Consider the following 16,274-nt stretch of genomic DNA (forward strand, 5'->3'; position numbering starts at 1 on the left):
AAGCCGTTCGGCCTTGAAGTCCAACGCTCGGCTGATAACATTTGTTTCGATGCACGCCGATATTGTCGATCTCCGCCAGTTCTATCATTCCGAGCTCGGACGCTTGGCGGAGCAGTCGATTGCCATGGCGCTTTCCTCCATCTGGGCGCGCATGCCGGAAGAGCGCCTTGTCGGCCTCGGCTATGCCGTTCCCTATCTCGATCGCTTCCGCGCCGATACCGAACGTACCTTCGCCTTCATGCCGGCCGGGCAGGGCGCGGTGAACTGGCCGATGGACTCGGCATCATCGACGGCATTGATCTTCGACGAAGAGCTGCCGCTGCCTGACAGTTCGATCGACCGCGTGCTGATGGTGCATTCGCTTGAATTCGCCGAGAGCCCGCGCGAGACGCTGAAGGAACTGTGGCGCGTCCTGGCGCCCGGTGGACGGCTTGTGATCGCCGTGCCGAACCGCCGGGGCGTCTGGGCGCGCATGGAGCACACGCCGTTCGGCTCCGGCAGGCCCTATTCGCGCGGCCAGCTGACGTCTTTGCTGCGGGAAACCAACTTCACGCCGGGCGCGACGGCCGAAGCGCTGTTCTTCCCGCCCTCCAAGCTGCGAACGGTGCTGCGGCTGCGCCGCGCCTTCGAAAGGGTAGGGCGCACGCTGTGGCCCGCTTTCTCCGGCGTCATCATCGTCGAGGCGCAGAAGCGGCTTTATCAGGGCTTGCCTGTCGCCGTTCGTGCCTCGCGCCGTGTCTTCGTGCCTGTTCTTGCGCCGCGCGGCATACCGACGACGCGCGGCGGCGCCTGATAGGATCGCCGGCGGCGCAAACACTCGACAAATTTGTCAATCCGCATTAATGCGACGGGGTGTCTAAAGCCGGAAGTTTCCGGCCCTTCCCAAGGTCGAACCCATGAGCATGGAAATGAGCAAGCCCGTCCCGCGTCCCGGCATTCTCGATATCGCCGCCTATGTGCCGGGCAAGGAGCATGCACCGGGCGTTGCGCGCGTGTTCAAGCTTTCCTCGAACGAGACGCCGCTCGGCGCCAGCCCGAAGGCCATCGAGGCCTTCCGCGGTGCGGCCGAGCATCTGGAGCGGTATCCGGACGGGCAGGCCAAGGAATTGCGTCAGGCGATCGCCGATGTGCATGGGCTGAACGTTGCGAACATTCTCTGCGGCAACGGTTCCGACGAACTGCTGAGCCTGCTCTGCCATACCTATCTCGGTACCGGTGACGAAGGCATCATCACCGAGCATGGTTTCCTGGTCTACAAGATCCAGATCATGGCTGCCGGCGCGACGCCGGTTACGGTCAGGGAAAAGGATTGCACCGTCGATGTCGATGCTATCCTTGCCGCCGTCACCGAGAAGACCAAGATGGTCTTCATCGCCAATCCGGGCAATCCGACCGGCACCTATGTTGCGGTCAGCGAAATCCGCCGCCTGCACGCGCGCCTGCCGAAGCATGTGATCCTCGTGCTCGATGCTGCCTACGCCGAATATGTCCGCCGCAACGATTACGAGGCCGGCCTTGAGCTCGTCTCGGCCAACCAGAATGTCGTGATGACCAGAACCTTCTCGAAGATCTATGGTCTGGCGGCGCTTCGGATCGGCTGGATGTATGCGCCGGTCGATATCGTCGATGCGGTCAACCGCATACGCGGCCCGTTCAACATGAACAGCGGTGCCATCGCTGCGGGTGCCGCGGCCATTCGCGACCAGGGCTTCACCGAGACGGTCGTCGCATACAACACGCTCTGGATCGAGAAGATGACGAGTGCGCTTGAAGCCATCGGTCTCAAGGTGACACCGTCGGTCGCCAACTTCGTTCTTGTCCATTTTCCCGACACCGACGGCAAGCGCGCCGCCGAGGCCGATGATTTCCTCACCAGCCGCGGCTATATCGTGCGGGCGGTGCGCGCCTATGGCTTCCCGAACTCGCTGCGCATGAGCATCGGCACGGAAGAGGCCAATCTCGGCGTCATCGATACGCTGACCGAATTCATGGGGCGCAAGGCATGAGCGGCGTTCTGTTCAATCGTATCGCGCTGATCGGCATCGGCCTGATCGGCTCATCCATCGCTTATGACATCAAGCGGCTGGGCCTTGCTAAGGAAATTGTCATCTCGACGCGCAGCGCCGAGACGCTGAAGCGCGCCGAGGAGCTGAAACTCGGCGACCGCTATACGCCGTCCTCAGCCGAAGCTGTCAAGGACGCCGATCTCGTCATTGTCTCCGTGCCTGTGGGAGCATCGGAGAGCGTCGCTAAAGAAATTTCGGCGCATCTGAAGCCGGGCGCTATCGTCACCGACGTCGGTTCGACCAAGGCTTCCGTCATCGCGCAGATGCAGCCGCATATGCCCGCCAACGTGCATTTCATCCCCGGCCATCCGTTGGCGGGGACAGAGAAGTCCGGACCGGATGCGGGCTTTGCTGGGCTGTTCGAAGGGCGCTGGTGCATCTTCACGCCGATCCCGGGCACTGACGAGGCGGCCATCCAGAAACTCCGACATTTCTGGGAGACGCTCGGTTCGCGCGTCGACGAAATGGATCCTGAGCATCACGACAAGGTGCTGGCGATCGTTTCGCACCTGCCGCACCTCATTGCCTATAATATCGTCGGCACCGCCGATGATCTGGAGACGGTGACCGAGTCCGAAGTCATCAAATATTCCGCTTCCGGCTTCCGCGATTTTACCCGCCTTGCCGCTTCCGATCCGACCATGTGGCGCGACGTCTGCCTCCACAATCGCGATGCGATTCTGGAGATGCTGTCGCGCTTCTCGGAAGATCTTGCATCCCTGCAGCGGGCGATCCGCTGGGGCGAAGGTGACAAGATCTTCGAACTTTTTACCCGCACCCGCGCCATCCGCCGCTCGATCGTCGAGGCGGGCCAGGACGTCGACGCACCGGATTTCGGCCGTCATGCTCTCGATGCGAAGAAGTAGCATTACCGGAAGAGAGCCGCCTTTTACGTCCGTTCAAGGCCTCGAAGCTTCGCTCCGAGGCCCCCTCATCCGGCCGCTCTCGGCGTCGTTTCACTCCGCCGTTCGCGTCCACCTTCTCCCCGCTGGGTCGAAGGTGTTGATTCTCAGATCGGCGGGATTTTCCCGAGCGGGATGAAGCCGCTGAGCGCGAGGCGGCCGCGATCGGCCGTCAGGTCGACGGAGACTTTGTCGGCACCGTTTGCAAGCGCCTTCAGCAGCTTGGTCGCGGTCTTGATGACATTCTTGGCGGCCGGCAGCGTCGCCGTCAGGCTATCGCCCCATGGCCCGATCTGATTGATCTCCAGCTTGAACTGGCCGGACAGAAGTCCCTGATCGTCGAAATTGAAAGGGCCTGACAGCGTCATGACGCGGCCGTCGCCGATATCGATGACGGCCTGATGCAGCACGCCTGCGGCACCGCGAAGGCCTTCCCGGTCGCTGCCGTCGAGCAGGCCGGCCTTGCCGGTCAGCGTCACATTGGCGCTTGTCGAGGCGGTCGGCAGTGTCTGCGGGAAATCCTTGATGACGGCATTGGCATTCTCGATGCCGATCGCGAAATCCAGGTCGCTGCCGTTCTGGCTGGCGTGCATCTCTGTGCGGGCGGCGGTCACATCGGCGCTCTGGCCGGTGAGGGAGGAGACGATGGCTGCCTTCAGCCCCTCGATAACAGTCTGGCTCTGCGCGACGCCGCGACCCTTGGCAACGAGGTTCGATTGCAGGTCGGTCCATTCGGCCGATACCGTCAGGCCTTCGGCGGTGCGCAACTCGGCCGGTGATTTCAGGTTCCAGCTGACATGGTTCGGCTGATAGACCGGCGCCGAGGCATTGAGGGTTTGGAAATTGGCCGAGACACCTCGGGTCTGATTGTCGATGGTCACAGTGTCGCAGGTCAATCCCATGGAGAAGGGGAAGCCGCTGAAGTCCATGTTCGTGCATTTGCCGGCAATGCCGGCACTGTTCTGCTGGCCGAGCGCCTTCAGCACATTGGTTTTGACAATATTGGTCGCGTAATACCACCCGCCGGTATAGAGCCCGGCGAAGACCACCAACAGTCCTATCAGGATGAGCGATAGACGTTTGCCTCGACCGGTCGCTACGCTCTGGCTTGACGCTGCCATGTTGTTCTCCAATGGTTGGACTGAAGTTTCACACTGATTTGGCGTTGGATATGGACGAATTTTGGGTGTTTGGCTACGGATCGCTCATGTGGAATCCGGGCTTCGACTATGAGGAAAAGGCGGAGGCCATTATTTTCGGCTACCGCCGCTCGCTTTGCGTTCATTCCTGGGTCCATCGCGGCACCGAGGCGAGCCCCGGCCTGGTTCTTGGTCTCGATCGTGGCGGCTCCTGCCGCGGCATGGCGTTTCGCGTCTCGACGACTGCGTGGGACGAGGTATTGGCCTATCTGCGCGAGCGTGAACTGGTCACCAATGTCTATTTGGAAAGGATAGTGCCGATCCGGCTCGCCGATGGCCGGCGCGTGACCTCGGTCGCCTATGTCGTCGACCGCGATCACAGGCAATATGCCGGCGCGCTGGATGCCGTCGAGGCGGCTCATATCGTCGAATCCGCCAGCGGCCAATCCGGCCCGAACGATGCCTATGTCTTCAATACGCTGACGCATTTGCGCGAGATGGGCATCCGCGATCAATGGCTTGAGCATGTCGTCGGCGAAATCGAGCGAATGCGGGAAGCGTCCTGACAGGCTGCTCCTCCGCACGATGCGGCGGCCTTCGGTTCAAACCGCTGCGGCGGCAACCTTTGCCTTGTTGATTTCCGCCAGACGCTGCGCTGCGGTCGGTGGAACAGGGAGATGCGGATTGTTGGCGATGGTCTCGACCAGCAGTTCGTCGCTGGCCTTTTCCGTCTCCTCCATCAACCGCGCAAAGAAAGCGTCGGGATCCATGCCGGGCTGGATCGGCGGCAAGATGCGCACCTTCAGGTGGCCTGGATATTTGCGGAAGGTGCGGCGGGGCCAGAACAGGCCGGGATGCATGGCGACGGCGACGACTGGGATTTCGAGATCGCGATACATGCGGGCGATGCCGTATTTATAGACCGGTTCGGCGCCCGGCGGGCGGCGCGTGCCCTCGGGGTAGATGATGAGCTGTCGGCCGGTGGCGAGCTCTTCCCGCGTGCGTTTCAATACGTCGAACATCACCTTGCCACGCGCGCCGCGGTCCACGGGGATCATGCGCTGCTTCCCAGCATACCAGCCAAACAACGGAATCCACATCAGCTCGCGCTTCAGGATATAGACCGGATCGTCGAGATAGGGCAGCAGCGCGAAGGTGTCCCAGAAGGACTGATGCTTGGGCGCGAAGATGTAGCTTCCCTTGGGGATATTTTCGAGGCCTTCGATCTCGAAGGTCGTCCCTACGATCTTTTCCATCAGCCAGGTGCTGGATTTTGCCCATGCCTTGGGGATTGCATATGCGGCCTTGCGCGGCATCAGGAAATAAATCGGCGACAGCACGATCATGCGAATGATCAGATTGGCATAGAAGGCTGTGTTGAACAGGATCGAACGCAAGATAATCATCAAGGCTTTCCCAATGCACCGGCTTGCGCCGGCATCCTAAGGCTTGCCTACACGATTACGGCGTCAATAAAAAGTCGGTGCGTGCGCGCTCGCGCATCTCAGTCCGGATCGTCGCTCTGTTCCTGCGAGCGCAGGCCGACCGGGCGCCCCAGGCCAGTCAGATTGCGGGCGCCGGTCAGGAGAACCTTGGCATATTCGGAGATCATCGTGCGCAGCGCATTCGGGTCGGTGAACCAGTTCTTGGTCTTCAAATCGGAATTGACAACCGGATAGGGAATGAAATCCGTCGCGGGATCGACATATTTCAGCTCCGCGAGGCTGCGGGGCATGTGGTAGTTGTTCGTCACCACCAGGACGCTCTTGTAGCCCTTGGCGTGGATCCACTTTGCCGCTTCGCGTGCATTGCCGATCGTATCGATGGCGTCATAGCCGATGTCGACGCAGCAATTGAAGAGACCGACCGAGCTCTGCGTCAGCCTGCGGATCTGCGACGGCGTCGTGGTCGGATGCGCGCCCGATATCAGCAGCCGGTGGCCTGCGCCGGAGCGCAGCAATTCGACGGCCTGGTCGATCCGCTGATAGCCGCCCGTCAATACGACGATGGCGTCCGCCTTGGGCTCGAGCGGCGGCTTCAGCGTGGTGATCGAATCGGCAAAATGCAGGAAGCCGCCGAAAATGATGGCGGCGAGGAAAATGAAGGCGAAGCCGCCCCAACGCAGGAGACGCCGGAACAAGCTGCGACGCACAGGTCTATCGCTGCGGGATTCCTCCCGCATCGACTGCGAACTCACGGCCTTGCGAGTCGACAGATCCATGCTCATGATTCGGTATTATACGACAATTGCGGCAAGGAACGGGCTGACGGACAGCAAAAAATACTCACCGCGGCGTCAATTCTGCACACCGTCGGCCCTGCCTGGATCGGAACGGATCAGATCGATCTCGTAGATCGTGCGCATGACGGTGAAGCGTGCCGTGAGAGTCGTGAGCAGGGCGATGACGATCATGGTCGCGAGAATGCCGACATAGCCGAGTGCACCTACGGAAAAAGTGCCGAAAAGGGCGGTTGCCTGGTCGGTCTGCGGCGTGGCGATCGTGCGGCTCTGCAGGATGCCGGCGCTGGCGAAGAACAGGGCGGCAAGGCCGCTGCCGGCAGCAGATCCCTTCAGGCTGATCTTCAGGAAGTGCTTCTGAAATTCGGTTGCGACGAAGGTGCTTTCGGCACCGACGAAGTGCAGCACTTCGACGATGTGGCGATTGCCCGAGAGCGCACCGCGGGTGGCGAAGACCACGGTCAGCACCATGGCCGTGAAGACCAGCAGCAGGACGCCGGTGCCGATGAGAACGGTGGTGTGGGCCATCGACACCAGCCGGTCGACCCAGGTGCGGTGGTCGTCGAGCGTCGCTTGCGGGATCTGCGCCTTGAGCAGGGCGCGCATCGCCTCGAAATCCGGCGCATGCGTCTCGTCTATGGTGATGATGACAAGGCGGGGGACGGGCAATTCCTTGATGTCCAGGCCGGCGCCGAGCCATGGCTCGAGAAGACGTGCCGTCGCCGCCTCGTCGACGATCTGGCCGGACTTGGTGCCGACGAAGCTGAGCGCGATATCCCGGGCGCTGACCAGCGCCTTGTCCATGTCGAGATTGTCGTCCGGCTTGATCTGGATGGTGATCTCGCGGGAAATCTGGCTCTCCCAGCTTGACGCCGTCGCGCGCACCATGCTAACGGCGCCGAGCGTGAGGCAGGCGAGAAAGGCCATGATGGCGATGACGACGATCAGCGCGTTGCCCTGAATATTGGAGGACGGCACGATCGGCCCGGTGGGGCGCACGCGCATTTCCGGCCGCTTCCGCTCCGGCGGAGGAGCTGCGGGTGTTTGCCGCGACTGCGCAGCTTTGGCATTCGGGGCTTTCCTGCGGGGGGCGGGCTTAGTCATAGATATCGAGATGCCCTCCCGACAGGATCATGCGCCTAGCCTCGATCTGGTCCATCAGGCCGAGGTCGTGCGTGGCGATGACGACCGCAGTGCCCAGGCGATTGAGCTCCAGGAACAGGTTGAGCAACCGCCGTGCCATCGGCGGATCGACATTGCCTGTGGGTTCGTCGGCGAGCAGGATTTCCGGGCGGTCGATGAGGGCGCGCGCAATGGCGGCGCGCTGCTTTTCGCCGCCCGACAGAATCGGCGGCAGCACGTTGATGCGCTCGCCGAGGCCGACCCATTTCAGCAGTTCCAGCACATCGGTGCGATAGGAGCTTTCATCCTTGCCGCGCACGCGCAGCGGAAGGGCGACGTTCTCATAGGTCGTCAGATGGTCGAGCAGTCGGAAATCCTGAAAGACAATGCCGACGCGCCGGCGCAGGAGCGGCAGCTCGTTGCGCGGGATCGAGGAAATCTCCCGGTCGAACATGCGGATCAGCCCACGGGTCGGCTGCAGCGACATGAAGAGCAGCCGCAGCAGAGTCGTCTTGCCGGCGCCGGAGGGTCCGGTCAGGAACTGGAACGATTTTCTCGGTATGTCGAAGCTCAGGTCGCGGAGGATTTCCGGACCCATGCCGTAGCGCAAACCGACGTTCTCAAAGTGAATCAACGGGCAGTCCAGTCTTCCGCAGGGTTCAGTCAGGCGACTTGTTAACCAACGGCGTTAACAGCCGGTAAATTTTTCTGGAAAGGCGCCCAATTCATGGCGATCTTTGCGAAGCATTAACCATTAAAATTTACGACTGGGCAGGATTCGTTTCAATGCCCAGATTAGCAATGGGCGTCGAAACCATGTGGATCACCGCAAAGGGAGGTCATCATGGGCGCTTTTCGCCACCGTCAGCAGCAGGCGGGGTTGGTTTATGACCTCATTCCGCCCGAACGCGGGTCTGGTTCGGGTCAGTCGCACCGTTTCGTGCCGAAGCAGGATATCATCGATGCCGAATTCGTGACCGTCGTTGGCGGGCGCGGCAGGAGTGCTTCGGGCGTTAACATGCGCCACGACGGTCCCTCCGGATCGAAAACGCCGCCACGGCCGACGCGCGGGAATGTCCTCTTGCCCATCCTATCCGCTTTGCGTTTTGCCGAAGGTGTTTTGCAGCAGGCATCGCGGCGCAGCTTCGTGGCGCTGATCGTCGCCCTTGCAGTGCTCGTCTTCGGGCTTGCCGGCGGATTTTCCGGATTGTCCAGCGCGCCGACCGAGGCGGCGGTCGAGCCGCTGCAATTCTCGCATGTAACGCTGACACCGCGCGACGAGAACGGCATGCGGGTCCTGACGCTGAATGGCATCATCGAGAATGCGAGCGGCGCCACCCTGTCGATACCGTCGATGCGCGCCGATCTCTTTGCCGGCGACCAGCTGGTGCGGAGCGTTGTCGTCAATGCGCCGATGAACCGCCTCGCGCCGCATGAAAGCCGCGGATTTTCCACACGATTGCAGCATCCTGGTGGAAAAACGCCGGATGTTCGTCTTTCCTTCATACCCTAGAGCGTGATGCCGAAAAGTGTAAGGGGATTTCGGGCGACATCACGCTCTACCTGTTTGATTCTAGAGCGGATTCAGATTTTAGGTCGATTCGACCTAAAATCATCCGGCTCTAGGGGGTGTGTCGGGCTTGCCGATTGTGCTACGGGCTTGTGCTTGATCGGCGGCCGAGCGCCGCAGCAGCCATGGAGCATGCCAATCAATGCCTGTCGTACGCGGGAAGAACATCGAGCCGCTTTTCACTGCCGAGCAGATTGCCGAGCGCAATCATGCCATGGCGAAGGAAATCGCTAGCGGACCGACGAAGGATCTCCTCGTCATCGCCATCCTCAAGGGTTCGTTCATCTTTGCCGCCGACCTGTTGCGCGCGCTGCATGAGACGGGGCTGGCGCCGGAGGTCGAGTTCATCACCCTTTCGAGCTACGGCGCGGGCACGGTCTCCCAGGGCGTGCGCATCGTCAAGGACATCGACAGCGATGTGAGGGATCGCGACGTGCTGCTGATCGACGATATTCTGGAATCGGGCCGCACCCTGCGTTTTGCCAAGGAACTGCTCTATGAGCGCGGCGCCCGCAATGTGACGCTGGCCGTCCTGCTGGACAAGAGCGTCAAGCGCCAGGAAGAGCTGGAGGCCGATTATGTCGGCTTCGAATGCCCCGACTATTTCGTTGTGGGCTACGGTATGGACGTTGCCTATGCCTTCCGCGAACTGCCCTTCGTCGGCGTGGTCCTGGGCGATGCCACCCCGTAATCTGCGTTAATGGGGACAGTCGGCCCGGCTGTCCCATTCTGCTCCGGCGATGACGACTCATTAACCACGGAGCCTAATCGTCCCCCCGTCGTTTACCTATCGCAAACGGAATTCTGGTGATTTCTGTCGCGGAACATGATGGACCACGGAGCATAGACCATGGCAAAAATTCTGATTACGGAAGACGAGGACTCTCTTCGCACCTTTGTCGCCCGCGCGTTGCGCTTGGACGGCCACGAGACCGAAGAGGCGGCCGACGGCGCCGAAGGTCTGGAAAAGCTCAAGCAGGGCGGTTTCGACCTGCTTCTCTCGGATATCCGCATGCCGGTCATGGACGGCATCGAGCTCGCGCATCAAGCGCATTCGACCTGGCCTGGAATGAAGATCCTGCTGATGACCGGTTATGCCGAGCAACGCGAGCGCGCCGACGACCTTATGGAAAAGATCGTCGATGTCGTGGCCAAGCCTTTTGCGCTGCCGGATATCCGCAAGGCCGTCGCCCGCGCATTGGCGGCCTGAACCGTACCGCTTGTTCTACTGCGCGAGATCCAGCAAACGCTCCAGATAGCGCCGTTCCTCGGACAATGAGGGATTGTTGCTCAGCCGCTCGCGAATGGCATCGAGAATTTCGCGGGCACGCTGGGCATCGATGATGTTCGGCACCATGTTCTCATTGGCGCTGTCGACGGGACCGTTGGTTTCGCGGCTCCGGCCAAGCGGATCTCGGCCGTTCTGATTACCCTGGCCCGGTTGTCCCTGCAATTGGCCTTGACCCTGTCCCTGTTGCTGCATCTGCGCCATGAGCTGGTTCATCATGTCGCGGGTGCCCTTGCGCAGGGCGTCCAGCGCGCGGCCCTGGCCCTGTACGGCGCCTTCGCCATTGCCTTCGGCAAGCTGGCCGGATGCGCCCTTCATCTCCTGCTGGGCCTTGCCGTAATTCTGGTTCGGCTTCATGCCGAGCGAGCCCAGGTCCTTCTGGAGTTCGCCGAGTTGCTTGGCAAGGTCGTCCTGCTGCTGGCGCAGCTGCTTCAAGGCGTCGCGCAGCTGGTCGGCCGTCATGCCGTCGGTGGGATCGTTACCCTTTTGGCCCGGCTGGTTCTGGCCCTGCTGATTCTGGCTTTGCGGGTTCTGGCCTTGCGGATTCTGACCTTGCTGTTGATCCTGTTGGCCCTGATTTCGCTGGCCCATGTCCGGACGCATCTGATCATCGAGGTTGGGCAGCGGCTGGTCCATCAGGCCGTCGCCATCTTCGTTGGAGTCGCCGCGTTGCATGCGGTCGCGCATCGCCTGATCGAACTTGAAGGTCTGGTCCATCAGCTTCTGCTGATCGCGCAGGATGCGGCCGAGCTTGTCCATCTGCTCGCGCATCTTGTCATTCGCCTGGTTCTGTTGCTGCTGCCCAGGTTGCGGCTTGCCGGCCTGGAGGCTGTTCATCAGCTGCTGCAGCTCGGATAGCATCTGCTGCGCTGCCTGGCGATTGCCGGAGCGAGCGAGGTTTTCGATCTGGTCCATCATGCGCTGCAGGTCCTGCTGGCGCAGGATATTGGCCGACCGCTGGTTGGGCTGGGCCGGCATGTTGCGCATGCGTTCGGCCAGTTCTTTCATATAAGCGTCCATCGCCTTGCGCAGCTCGGCCGTCAGCTTCTTGATCTCTTCATCGGAGGCATTGCGCTGCAAGGCGTCGGAGAGCTTCTGCTGCGCATCTCGCAGCGCTTTTTCCGCATCGGTCAGCTGCGCGTCTTCCATGCCGAGCGCGATCTGCCAGAGATAGTCGGCCGTATCCTTCAGCGCCGCATCGCCGCTGGCAAGCTTCATGCGTGTCAGGGCCGATCTGATCGCGAGATAGTTGCCGAGATCGGAAATGGTTTCTTCCGGCCGGATGGTCAGTGATTTGTTGAGCTCGATCGCCTCCGGCATCTTGCGGGTATCGAGCGCGAAGACCTGGCGCTCCTCGGCGACGGCGGCAGCTAGCGGCTGGCTGAAATTGCGCGGCGGCAGCACCATCTCGTAGGGCGCGCTGCGCCCGGTCTGCCCGGCGCCGTCCTTGGCGACCAGGGCGATGCGAACACGCTTGCCGGCAAGGGGATCCTGCGTCAGATCGTGGCTCGCCAGACCCTTGCCGTCGCGGCGGTCTCGGCGCGGAATATCCAGCTTGAATTCCGGCAGGCCATAGAGCGGTGTCGCCGCGGGATCGGAATCGACGGGCACGATCTCCGCATGAGCTTCCTCGACGCCGTAATCGTCCTTGACCCTGAAGCCGAGTTCCAATGCGCCGTTGGCGGTCGCGTGAGGAATGCCGTCAAAGGTGATTTCCGGCGGCTTGTCGGAGATCACCTTGAATGACCAGGACTTGCCGTTGACCGTCAGCTCGCCACCCTTTTCGAGCTTGAGAACATGGGTGCGCGCAATCATTGCATCGGTGCTGGACGCGTTGGCGGTGCTATTGGCCGCCGGCTGCGCGACGGGAGGGGCCGCCGGTCCGCTACCGGCAGGTGCCTGATTGTCGGCATCGGCGACCTGTTCCGGAACCTCGGTGCCCTTGTCGGCGCCGGTCGCTTGGAACATCACCTTTTCATCCGCGGAGGCGCCCGTAACCCGCACCGTGAGTTCGGAGAATTGCGGCACGTTGAGATTGTCGCTTGCATTGGCGACATTGCCAGTCAGATATACCGGCGCCTGGCCGGTGTAATAGGGCGGGGTGACCCAGGCATCGACGCGGACATCCGGATTGCTCGACGTGGAGGCCGGTGCCGTGAAGGCATCGCTCAGCGAGCCGCCGCCATTGGACACGGAAAAGCTGAAGGCGGTCACCAGCAGCAAGGCCGGAATGGCACGCAATGCGAAGCGGTCGTAACGCGCGATATCCGGCCTCGGCAGGCCCGCATCCAATGCGGCGATACGCTCCGCCATCCGGGTCTGATGCTCGCGCCAAAGTGCACGGGCAAAGGGCGTGTCGAAAGCCGGCTCGTCCTCCTGCACGGCGACCGGCTGGTGCGCCAGGCCATTGCGTTCCTCCAGCAGGCGGTCGGCCTCTCTGACACTCGGCCAGCGCAGGCGGCGCAGCGGATAGAGGGAGACGGCGAAACCGACGGCGAAGACGGCGAGCAGCAGGAAGCGCAGGACATCGGGCGCGATGCGGAAGATGCCGAACCAGGCGGCTGAAAGGAAGAGAGCAAGAATGGACGCCGACAGCAGCAGCCGCGGCAGAAGCTGCTCGGAGACCAGCACGAGCCGAGCAAAGAGGCGCTTGACCGCAACCATGCGCGCCAGCGCCGGGCGGGTGGCAAAAGCGCCCTTCTTAGGGTTGCTGGGGCTGGTCATCGGTCCGGTTTTCTCCCGATCTGACGTTGATGGCTAGTTGCCCGTTGGAAATGGCCGGGCATCCCACACGCCCGCGCTTGCGGCGCCCGGCGAGACGCCATTTGAACAAAGATAACATTCTTTGTGGCAAAGACGAGGGCAAGCGGCGCCAAAGGCTGTTTTTTCATCGGATTTCGCTGAAACGTGATCGATCGGGCAGGGGCGGATAGGTTTGCCCTGGCTGCCCGAAATCCACGAGCAAAGCCGATTATCCCTCGAGCCAGGTCGGGATGGAATCCAGCTCGATCAGCTCCTCATAGGTGCCACGCGGGCGGATGACGTGGAACTCGCCGCCCTTGACCAGCACTTCGGGAACCAGAAGCCGGCTGTTGTAGGTGCCGGCCTGCACGGCGCCATAGGCGCCGCCGGAGCTGACGGCGAGGAGATCGCCGGGCTTCGGCATCGCCATTTCGCGGTCGAGCGCCAGATAGTCGCCCGTCTCGCAGACCGGACCGACGACATCGGCCTTGATGCGCGGCGCATTGGCGGCGGTGATCGCGACCGGCCGGATCTCGTGATAGGCCTCGTAGAGCGTCGGGCGGATCAGATCGTTCATGGCGGCGTCGACGATGACGAAGCTCTTGTTGCCGCCATCCTTCACATAGATGACTTCCGTCACCAGAATGCCGGCATTGCCGACGATCAGGCGGCCAGGCTCGGTGACGATCTTGCAGTTGAGGCCGCGCAGCTGGTTCTTGACGATCTGCGCATAGGCATCGGGCAAAGGCGGCGGATCGTTGTCGTCGCGATAGGGAATGCCGAGGCCGCCGCCGATATCGACATGATGGATATCGTGGCCGTCGCCGCGCAGCGTTTCCACGAGATCACGCAGCAGCTTGAAGGCATCGTCGAAAGGCTGCAGCTCGGTGATCTGGCTGCCGATATGCATGTCGATGCCGGTGGCATTGATGCCAGGCAGGTTGGCGGCGCGAGCATAGACGGCGCGGGCGCGCTCCCAGGAGATGCCGAACTTGTTTTCCTTTTTGCCGGTCGAGATCTTCGCATGCGTGCGGGCATCGACATCCGGGTTGATACGGAAGGAAACGGGCGCGATCTTGCCGGCGCGGACGGCGCGCTGGTTCAAAACTTCCAGCTCGGGCTCGGATTCGACGTTGAAGCAGTAGATGCCGGCTTCCAGTGCCATATCCATTTCCTGCGCCGTCTTGCCGACGCCGGAGAACATGATGCGGCTTGCCGGGATGCCGGCAGCCAGCGCGCGGCGCAGCTCGCCGACGGAGACCACATCAACGCCGGCGCCGAGGCGGCCGAGTGTCTTCAGCACCGCCTGGTTGGAATTGGCCTTCATGGCATAGCACACCATGGCATCGACATCGCTGAAGGCTTCGGAGAAGACGCGATAGTGGCGCTCGAGCGTCGCCATCGAATAGACGTAGAAGGGTGTGCCGACCGCCTTGGCGATCTCGGGAACCGGAACATCCTCAGCATAGAGGATGCCGTCGCGATACTGAAAATGGTTCACGGCCGATGCCTAATCAGAGAAGCGGATCGAGGAAGAACTTCTTGTCCGGGGTGGGCTCCTTGGTCGGCTTGGAGACGTCGCCACCCTTGGTCGCGTGAGCACTCGGCGGGTCGAGATCGCCTTTGCGGCCACATCCGACAACGGCAAGGCCGACGACCGAGAGCACGACGGTCAGGCGGATGATATGCGGCATGTTGATCTGCATCGAAATCCTCTTGAGCGGCAAACGCGGAAGTCACTCTTCTTAGCGAAGTTTCCCCGCCTTGTGCACCCTGATTGTTTGATTGCGTTTTCGTCGGTCTTCTCAGTTGCGGGCACGCCAGAAGGCGATCTGCTTGCGCACTTCCGACGGCGCCGTGCCACCGAAGCTCTTGCGGCTGGCAACCGAGGCCTCGACCGTCAGGACGTCGAAGATCTTGTCGGTGATATCAGGATGGATCCCTTGCAGATCCTCCAGTGACAGCTCGGCGAGCTCGCAGGATTTGCTTTCGGCAAGCGCCACGGCGCGCCCCGTCACATGATGAGCATCGCGGAAAGGCAAGCCGGCTTCGCGCACCAGCCAATCGGCTAGGTCGGTCGCGGTCGAATAGCCGGAGCCGGCGGCGGCCTTCATGCGGGCAACGTTGATCGTCAGGTCGCGCACCATGCCGGTCATGGCGGCGATCGCCAGTTCCAGGCTTTCGGCGGCGTCGAAGACCTGTTCCTTGTCTTCCTGCATGTCCTTGGAATAGGCGAGCGGCAGACCCTTCATGATGGTCAGGAGTGCCACCAGCGAGCCGTTGATGCGGCCGGTCTTGGCGCGCACCAGCTCTGCCGCATCCGGGTTCTTCTTCTGCGGCATGATGGAGGAGCCGGTGGAGAAGGCGTCGGAAAGGCGCACGAAGCCGAATTGCGGCGTCGACCAGATGACGATCTCTTCGGCAAGCCGCGACAGATGCATGCCGGCTATCGCGGCGATCGACAGGAATTCGATGGCGAAATCGCGATCGGAGACGGTATCGATCGAATTGCGGGTCGGTTCGCGGAAGCCGAGCGCCTTGGCGGTCATGTGGCGATCGATCGGGAAGCCGGTGCCGGCAAGGGCTGCGGCGCCGATCGGCGATTCGTCCATGTGTTCGATAGCGTGGCGCACGCGCGAACGATCGCGGCCGAACATCTCGACATAGGCCATGCAGTGATGGCCGAAGGTGACGGGCTGCGCCGTCTGCAGATGCGTGAAGCCGGGCATGACGGTTTCGGCATGCTCTTCGGCGCGGTCGAGGAAGGCTGATATCAAGCCAGTCAGCGCCTGCTCGCACTTCTGCAGCTCTTCCTTCACCCAAAGGCGGAAATCGAGCGCCACCTGGTCGTTGCGCGAACGGGCCGTGTGCAGCCGGCCGGCAGCCGGGCCGATCAGTGTGGCAAGCCGCGCCTCGATGTTCATATGGATGTCTTCGAGGCGGCGGGAGAATTCGAAATTGCCGCTTTCGATCTCTGACAGGATCGTGTTCAACCCGTGAACGATCTTGTCTTTATCCTCGGTTGAAATGATGCCTTGATGGGCGAGCATGCCGGCATGCGCGATTGAGCCGCGGATATCCTGTGCAAACAGCTTCTTGTCGAAACCGATCGATGCATTTATCTCCTCCATGATCGCCGTGGGGCCGGAGGCGAAACGCCCGCCCCACATCTGGTTGGAGGATTTGGTGTCCGTGCCGTCAGTCAT

Annotated in this window: 16 protein-coding genes; 7 read left to right on the top strand and 9 right to left on the bottom strand. The window is 61.8% G+C overall.

The window, feature by feature from the left end; all coding sequences use genetic code 11:
• Positions 1-13: 13 nt before the first annotated feature.
• From JTP94_RS00470 to JTP94_RS00480, 3 genes are all read left to right on the top strand, one after another.
• On the top strand, positions 14-793 hold the full coding sequence (locus JTP94_RS00470; RefSeq protein WP_204848608.1) for a class I SAM-dependent methyltransferase: 780 nt from the start codon (positions 14-16) through the stop codon (positions 791-793).
• Positions 794-896: 103 nt separating this feature from the next.
• The gene (gene hisC / locus JTP94_RS00475) at positions 897-2,006 is read left to right on the top strand and encodes a histidinol-phosphate transaminase (RefSeq protein WP_204848609.1); all 1,110 of its coding nucleotides are present in this window, start codon (positions 897-899) and stop codon (positions 2,004-2,006) included.
• Positions 2,003-2,932: a prephenate/arogenate dehydrogenase family protein gene (locus JTP94_RS00480; RefSeq protein ID WP_204848610.1), complete on the top strand. Its 930-nt coding sequence runs from the start codon at positions 2,003-2,005 to the stop codon at positions 2,930-2,932. The genes hisC and JTP94_RS00480 overlap by 4 nt, the downstream gene beginning before the upstream one ends.
• Before the next feature lie 143 nt (positions 2,933-3,075).
• On the opposite strand, the gene JTP94_RS00485 is transcribed toward JTP94_RS00480, so the two are convergent.
• Positions 3,076-4,089: a DUF2125 domain-containing protein gene (locus tag JTP94_RS00485; protein ID WP_204848611.1), complete on the bottom strand. Its 1,014-nt coding sequence runs from the start codon at positions 4,087-4,089 to the stop codon at positions 3,076-3,078.
• Positions 4,090-4,139: 50 nt separating this feature from the next.
• Between JTP94_RS00485 and JTP94_RS00490 the strand changes: the two genes are divergently transcribed.
• Positions 4,140-4,673: a gamma-glutamylcyclotransferase gene (locus JTP94_RS00490; RefSeq protein WP_204848612.1), complete on the top strand. Its 534-nt coding sequence runs from the start codon at positions 4,140-4,142 to the stop codon at positions 4,671-4,673.
• 36 nt (positions 4,674-4,709) lie between these two features.
• Here the strand turns inward: JTP94_RS00490 and JTP94_RS00495 are convergent, their stop codons facing one another.
• The 4 genes from JTP94_RS00495 to ftsE all read right to left on the bottom strand — a co-directional run bounded on the left by JTP94_RS00495 (position 4,710) and on the right by ftsE (position 8,102).
• On the bottom strand, positions 4,710-5,513 hold the full coding sequence (locus tag JTP94_RS00495; RefSeq protein ID WP_204848613.1) for a 1-acyl-sn-glycerol-3-phosphate acyltransferase: 804 nt from the start codon (positions 5,511-5,513) through the stop codon (positions 4,710-4,712).
• 98 nt (positions 5,514-5,611) lie between these two features.
• Complete coding sequence (locus JTP94_RS00500; protein ID WP_037196917.1) at positions 5,612-6,289, bottom strand: YdcF family protein; 678 nt, start codon at positions 6,287-6,289, stop codon at positions 5,612-5,614.
• Between the two features lie 114 nt (positions 6,290-6,403).
• Entirely contained in the window at positions 6,404-7,450 is a 1,047-nt protein-coding gene (locus tag JTP94_RS00505) for an ABC transporter permease (RefSeq protein ID WP_204848614.1), read from the bottom strand.
• Entirely contained in the window at positions 7,443-8,102 is a 660-nt protein-coding gene (gene ftsE / locus JTP94_RS00510) for a cell division ATP-binding protein FtsE (RefSeq protein ID WP_204848615.1), read from the bottom strand. The genes JTP94_RS00505 and ftsE overlap by 8 nt, the downstream gene beginning before the upstream one ends.
• 210 nt (positions 8,103-8,312) lie before the next feature.
• On the opposite strand from ftsE, the gene JTP94_RS00515 reads away from it, so the two are divergent.
• From JTP94_RS00515 to JTP94_RS00525, 3 genes are all read left to right on the top strand, one after another.
• Complete coding sequence (locus JTP94_RS00515; RefSeq protein ID WP_204848616.1) at positions 8,313-8,981, top strand: hypothetical protein; 669 nt, start codon at positions 8,313-8,315, stop codon at positions 8,979-8,981.
• Positions 8,982-9,180: 199 nt separating this feature from the next.
• Positions 9,181-9,729 carry a hypoxanthine phosphoribosyltransferase gene (gene hpt, locus JTP94_RS00520; RefSeq protein WP_037196699.1) on the top strand — a complete coding sequence of 183 codons (549 nt, stop codon included), beginning with the start codon at positions 9,181-9,183 and terminating at the stop codon, positions 9,727-9,729.
• Between the two features lie 159 nt (positions 9,730-9,888).
• Entirely contained in the window at positions 9,889-10,248 is a 360-nt protein-coding gene (locus JTP94_RS00525; RefSeq protein WP_037196697.1) for a response regulator, read from the top strand.
• Between the two features lie 15 nt (positions 10,249-10,263).
• Here the strand turns inward: JTP94_RS00525 and JTP94_RS00530 are convergent, their stop codons facing one another.
• From JTP94_RS00530 to argH, 4 genes are all read right to left on the bottom strand, one after another.
• The gene (locus tag JTP94_RS00530; protein WP_204848617.1) at positions 10,264-13,050 is read right to left on the bottom strand and encodes a TIGR02302 family protein; all 2,787 of its coding nucleotides are present in this window, start codon (positions 13,048-13,050) and stop codon (positions 10,264-10,266) included.
• Positions 13,051-13,297: 247 nt separating this feature from the next.
• On the bottom strand, positions 13,298-14,569 hold the full coding sequence (lysA, locus tag JTP94_RS00535; protein WP_204848618.1) for a diaminopimelate decarboxylase: 1,272 nt from the start codon (positions 14,567-14,569) through the stop codon (positions 13,298-13,300).
• Between the two features lie 13 nt (positions 14,570-14,582).
• Positions 14,583-14,774, bottom strand: a complete 192-nt coding sequence (gene lptM / locus JTP94_RS00540) for an LPS translocon maturation chaperone LptM (RefSeq protein ID WP_204848619.1) — start codon at positions 14,772-14,774, stop codon at positions 14,583-14,585.
• A 99-nt stretch (positions 14,775-14,873) separates the two neighbouring features.
• Positions 14,874-16,274 carry an argininosuccinate lyase gene (argH, locus tag JTP94_RS00545; protein WP_204848620.1) on the bottom strand — a complete coding sequence of 467 codons (1,401 nt, stop codon included), beginning with the start codon at positions 16,272-16,274 and terminating at the stop codon, positions 14,874-14,876.

The sequence above is a fragment of the Martinezella lusitana genome, from assembly GCF_016901135.1.
Lineage (GTDB): Bacteria > Pseudomonadota > Alphaproteobacteria > Rhizobiales > Rhizobiaceae > Rhizobium > Rhizobium lusitanum_D.

Excerpts from the sequence above, each read along its gene's own strand:
- hisC (WP_204848609.1), top strand. The coding sequence starts at position 897 with ATGAGCATGGAAATGAGCAAGCCCGTCCCGCGTCCCGGCATTCTCGAT.
- lptM (WP_204848619.1), bottom strand. The coding sequence starts at position 14,774 with ATGCAGATCAACATGCCGCATATCATCCGCCTGACCGTCGTGCTCTCG.
- JTP94_RS00480 (WP_204848610.1), top strand. The coding sequence starts at position 2,003 with ATGAGCGGCGTTCTGTTCAATCGTATCGCGCTGATCGGCATCGGCCTG.
- JTP94_RS00495 (WP_204848613.1), bottom strand. The coding sequence starts at position 5,513 with ATGATTATCTTGCGTTCGATCCTGTTCAACACAGCCTTCTATGCCAAT.
- hpt (WP_037196699.1), top strand. The coding sequence starts at position 9,181 with ATGCCTGTCGTACGCGGGAAGAACATCGAGCCGCTTTTCACTGCCGAG.
- JTP94_RS00485 (WP_204848611.1), bottom strand. The coding sequence starts at position 4,089 with ATGGCAGCGTCAAGCCAGAGCGTAGCGACCGGTCGAGGCAAACGTCTA.
- JTP94_RS00500 (WP_037196917.1), bottom strand. The coding sequence starts at position 6,289 with ATGCGGGAGGAATCCCGCAGCGATAGACCTGTGCGTCGCAGCTTGTTC.
- JTP94_RS00505 (WP_204848614.1), bottom strand. The coding sequence starts at position 7,450 with ATGACTAAGCCCGCCCCCCGCAGGAAAGCCCCGAATGCCAAAGCTGCG.
- JTP94_RS00530 (WP_204848617.1), bottom strand. The coding sequence starts at position 13,050 with ATGACCAGCCCCAGCAACCCTAAGAAGGGCGCTTTTGCCACCCGCCCG.
- JTP94_RS00490 (WP_204848612.1), top strand. The coding sequence starts at position 4,140 with ATGGACGAATTTTGGGTGTTTGGCTACGGATCGCTCATGTGGAATCCG.
- JTP94_RS00525 (WP_037196697.1), top strand. The coding sequence starts at position 9,889 with ATGGCAAAAATTCTGATTACGGAAGACGAGGACTCTCTTCGCACCTTT.
- argH (WP_204848620.1), bottom strand. The coding sequence starts at position 16,274 with ATGACTGACGGCACGGACACCAAATCCTCCAACCAGATGTGGGGCGGG.
- JTP94_RS00515 (WP_204848616.1), top strand. The coding sequence starts at position 8,313 with ATGGGCGCTTTTCGCCACCGTCAGCAGCAGGCGGGGTTGGTTTATGAC.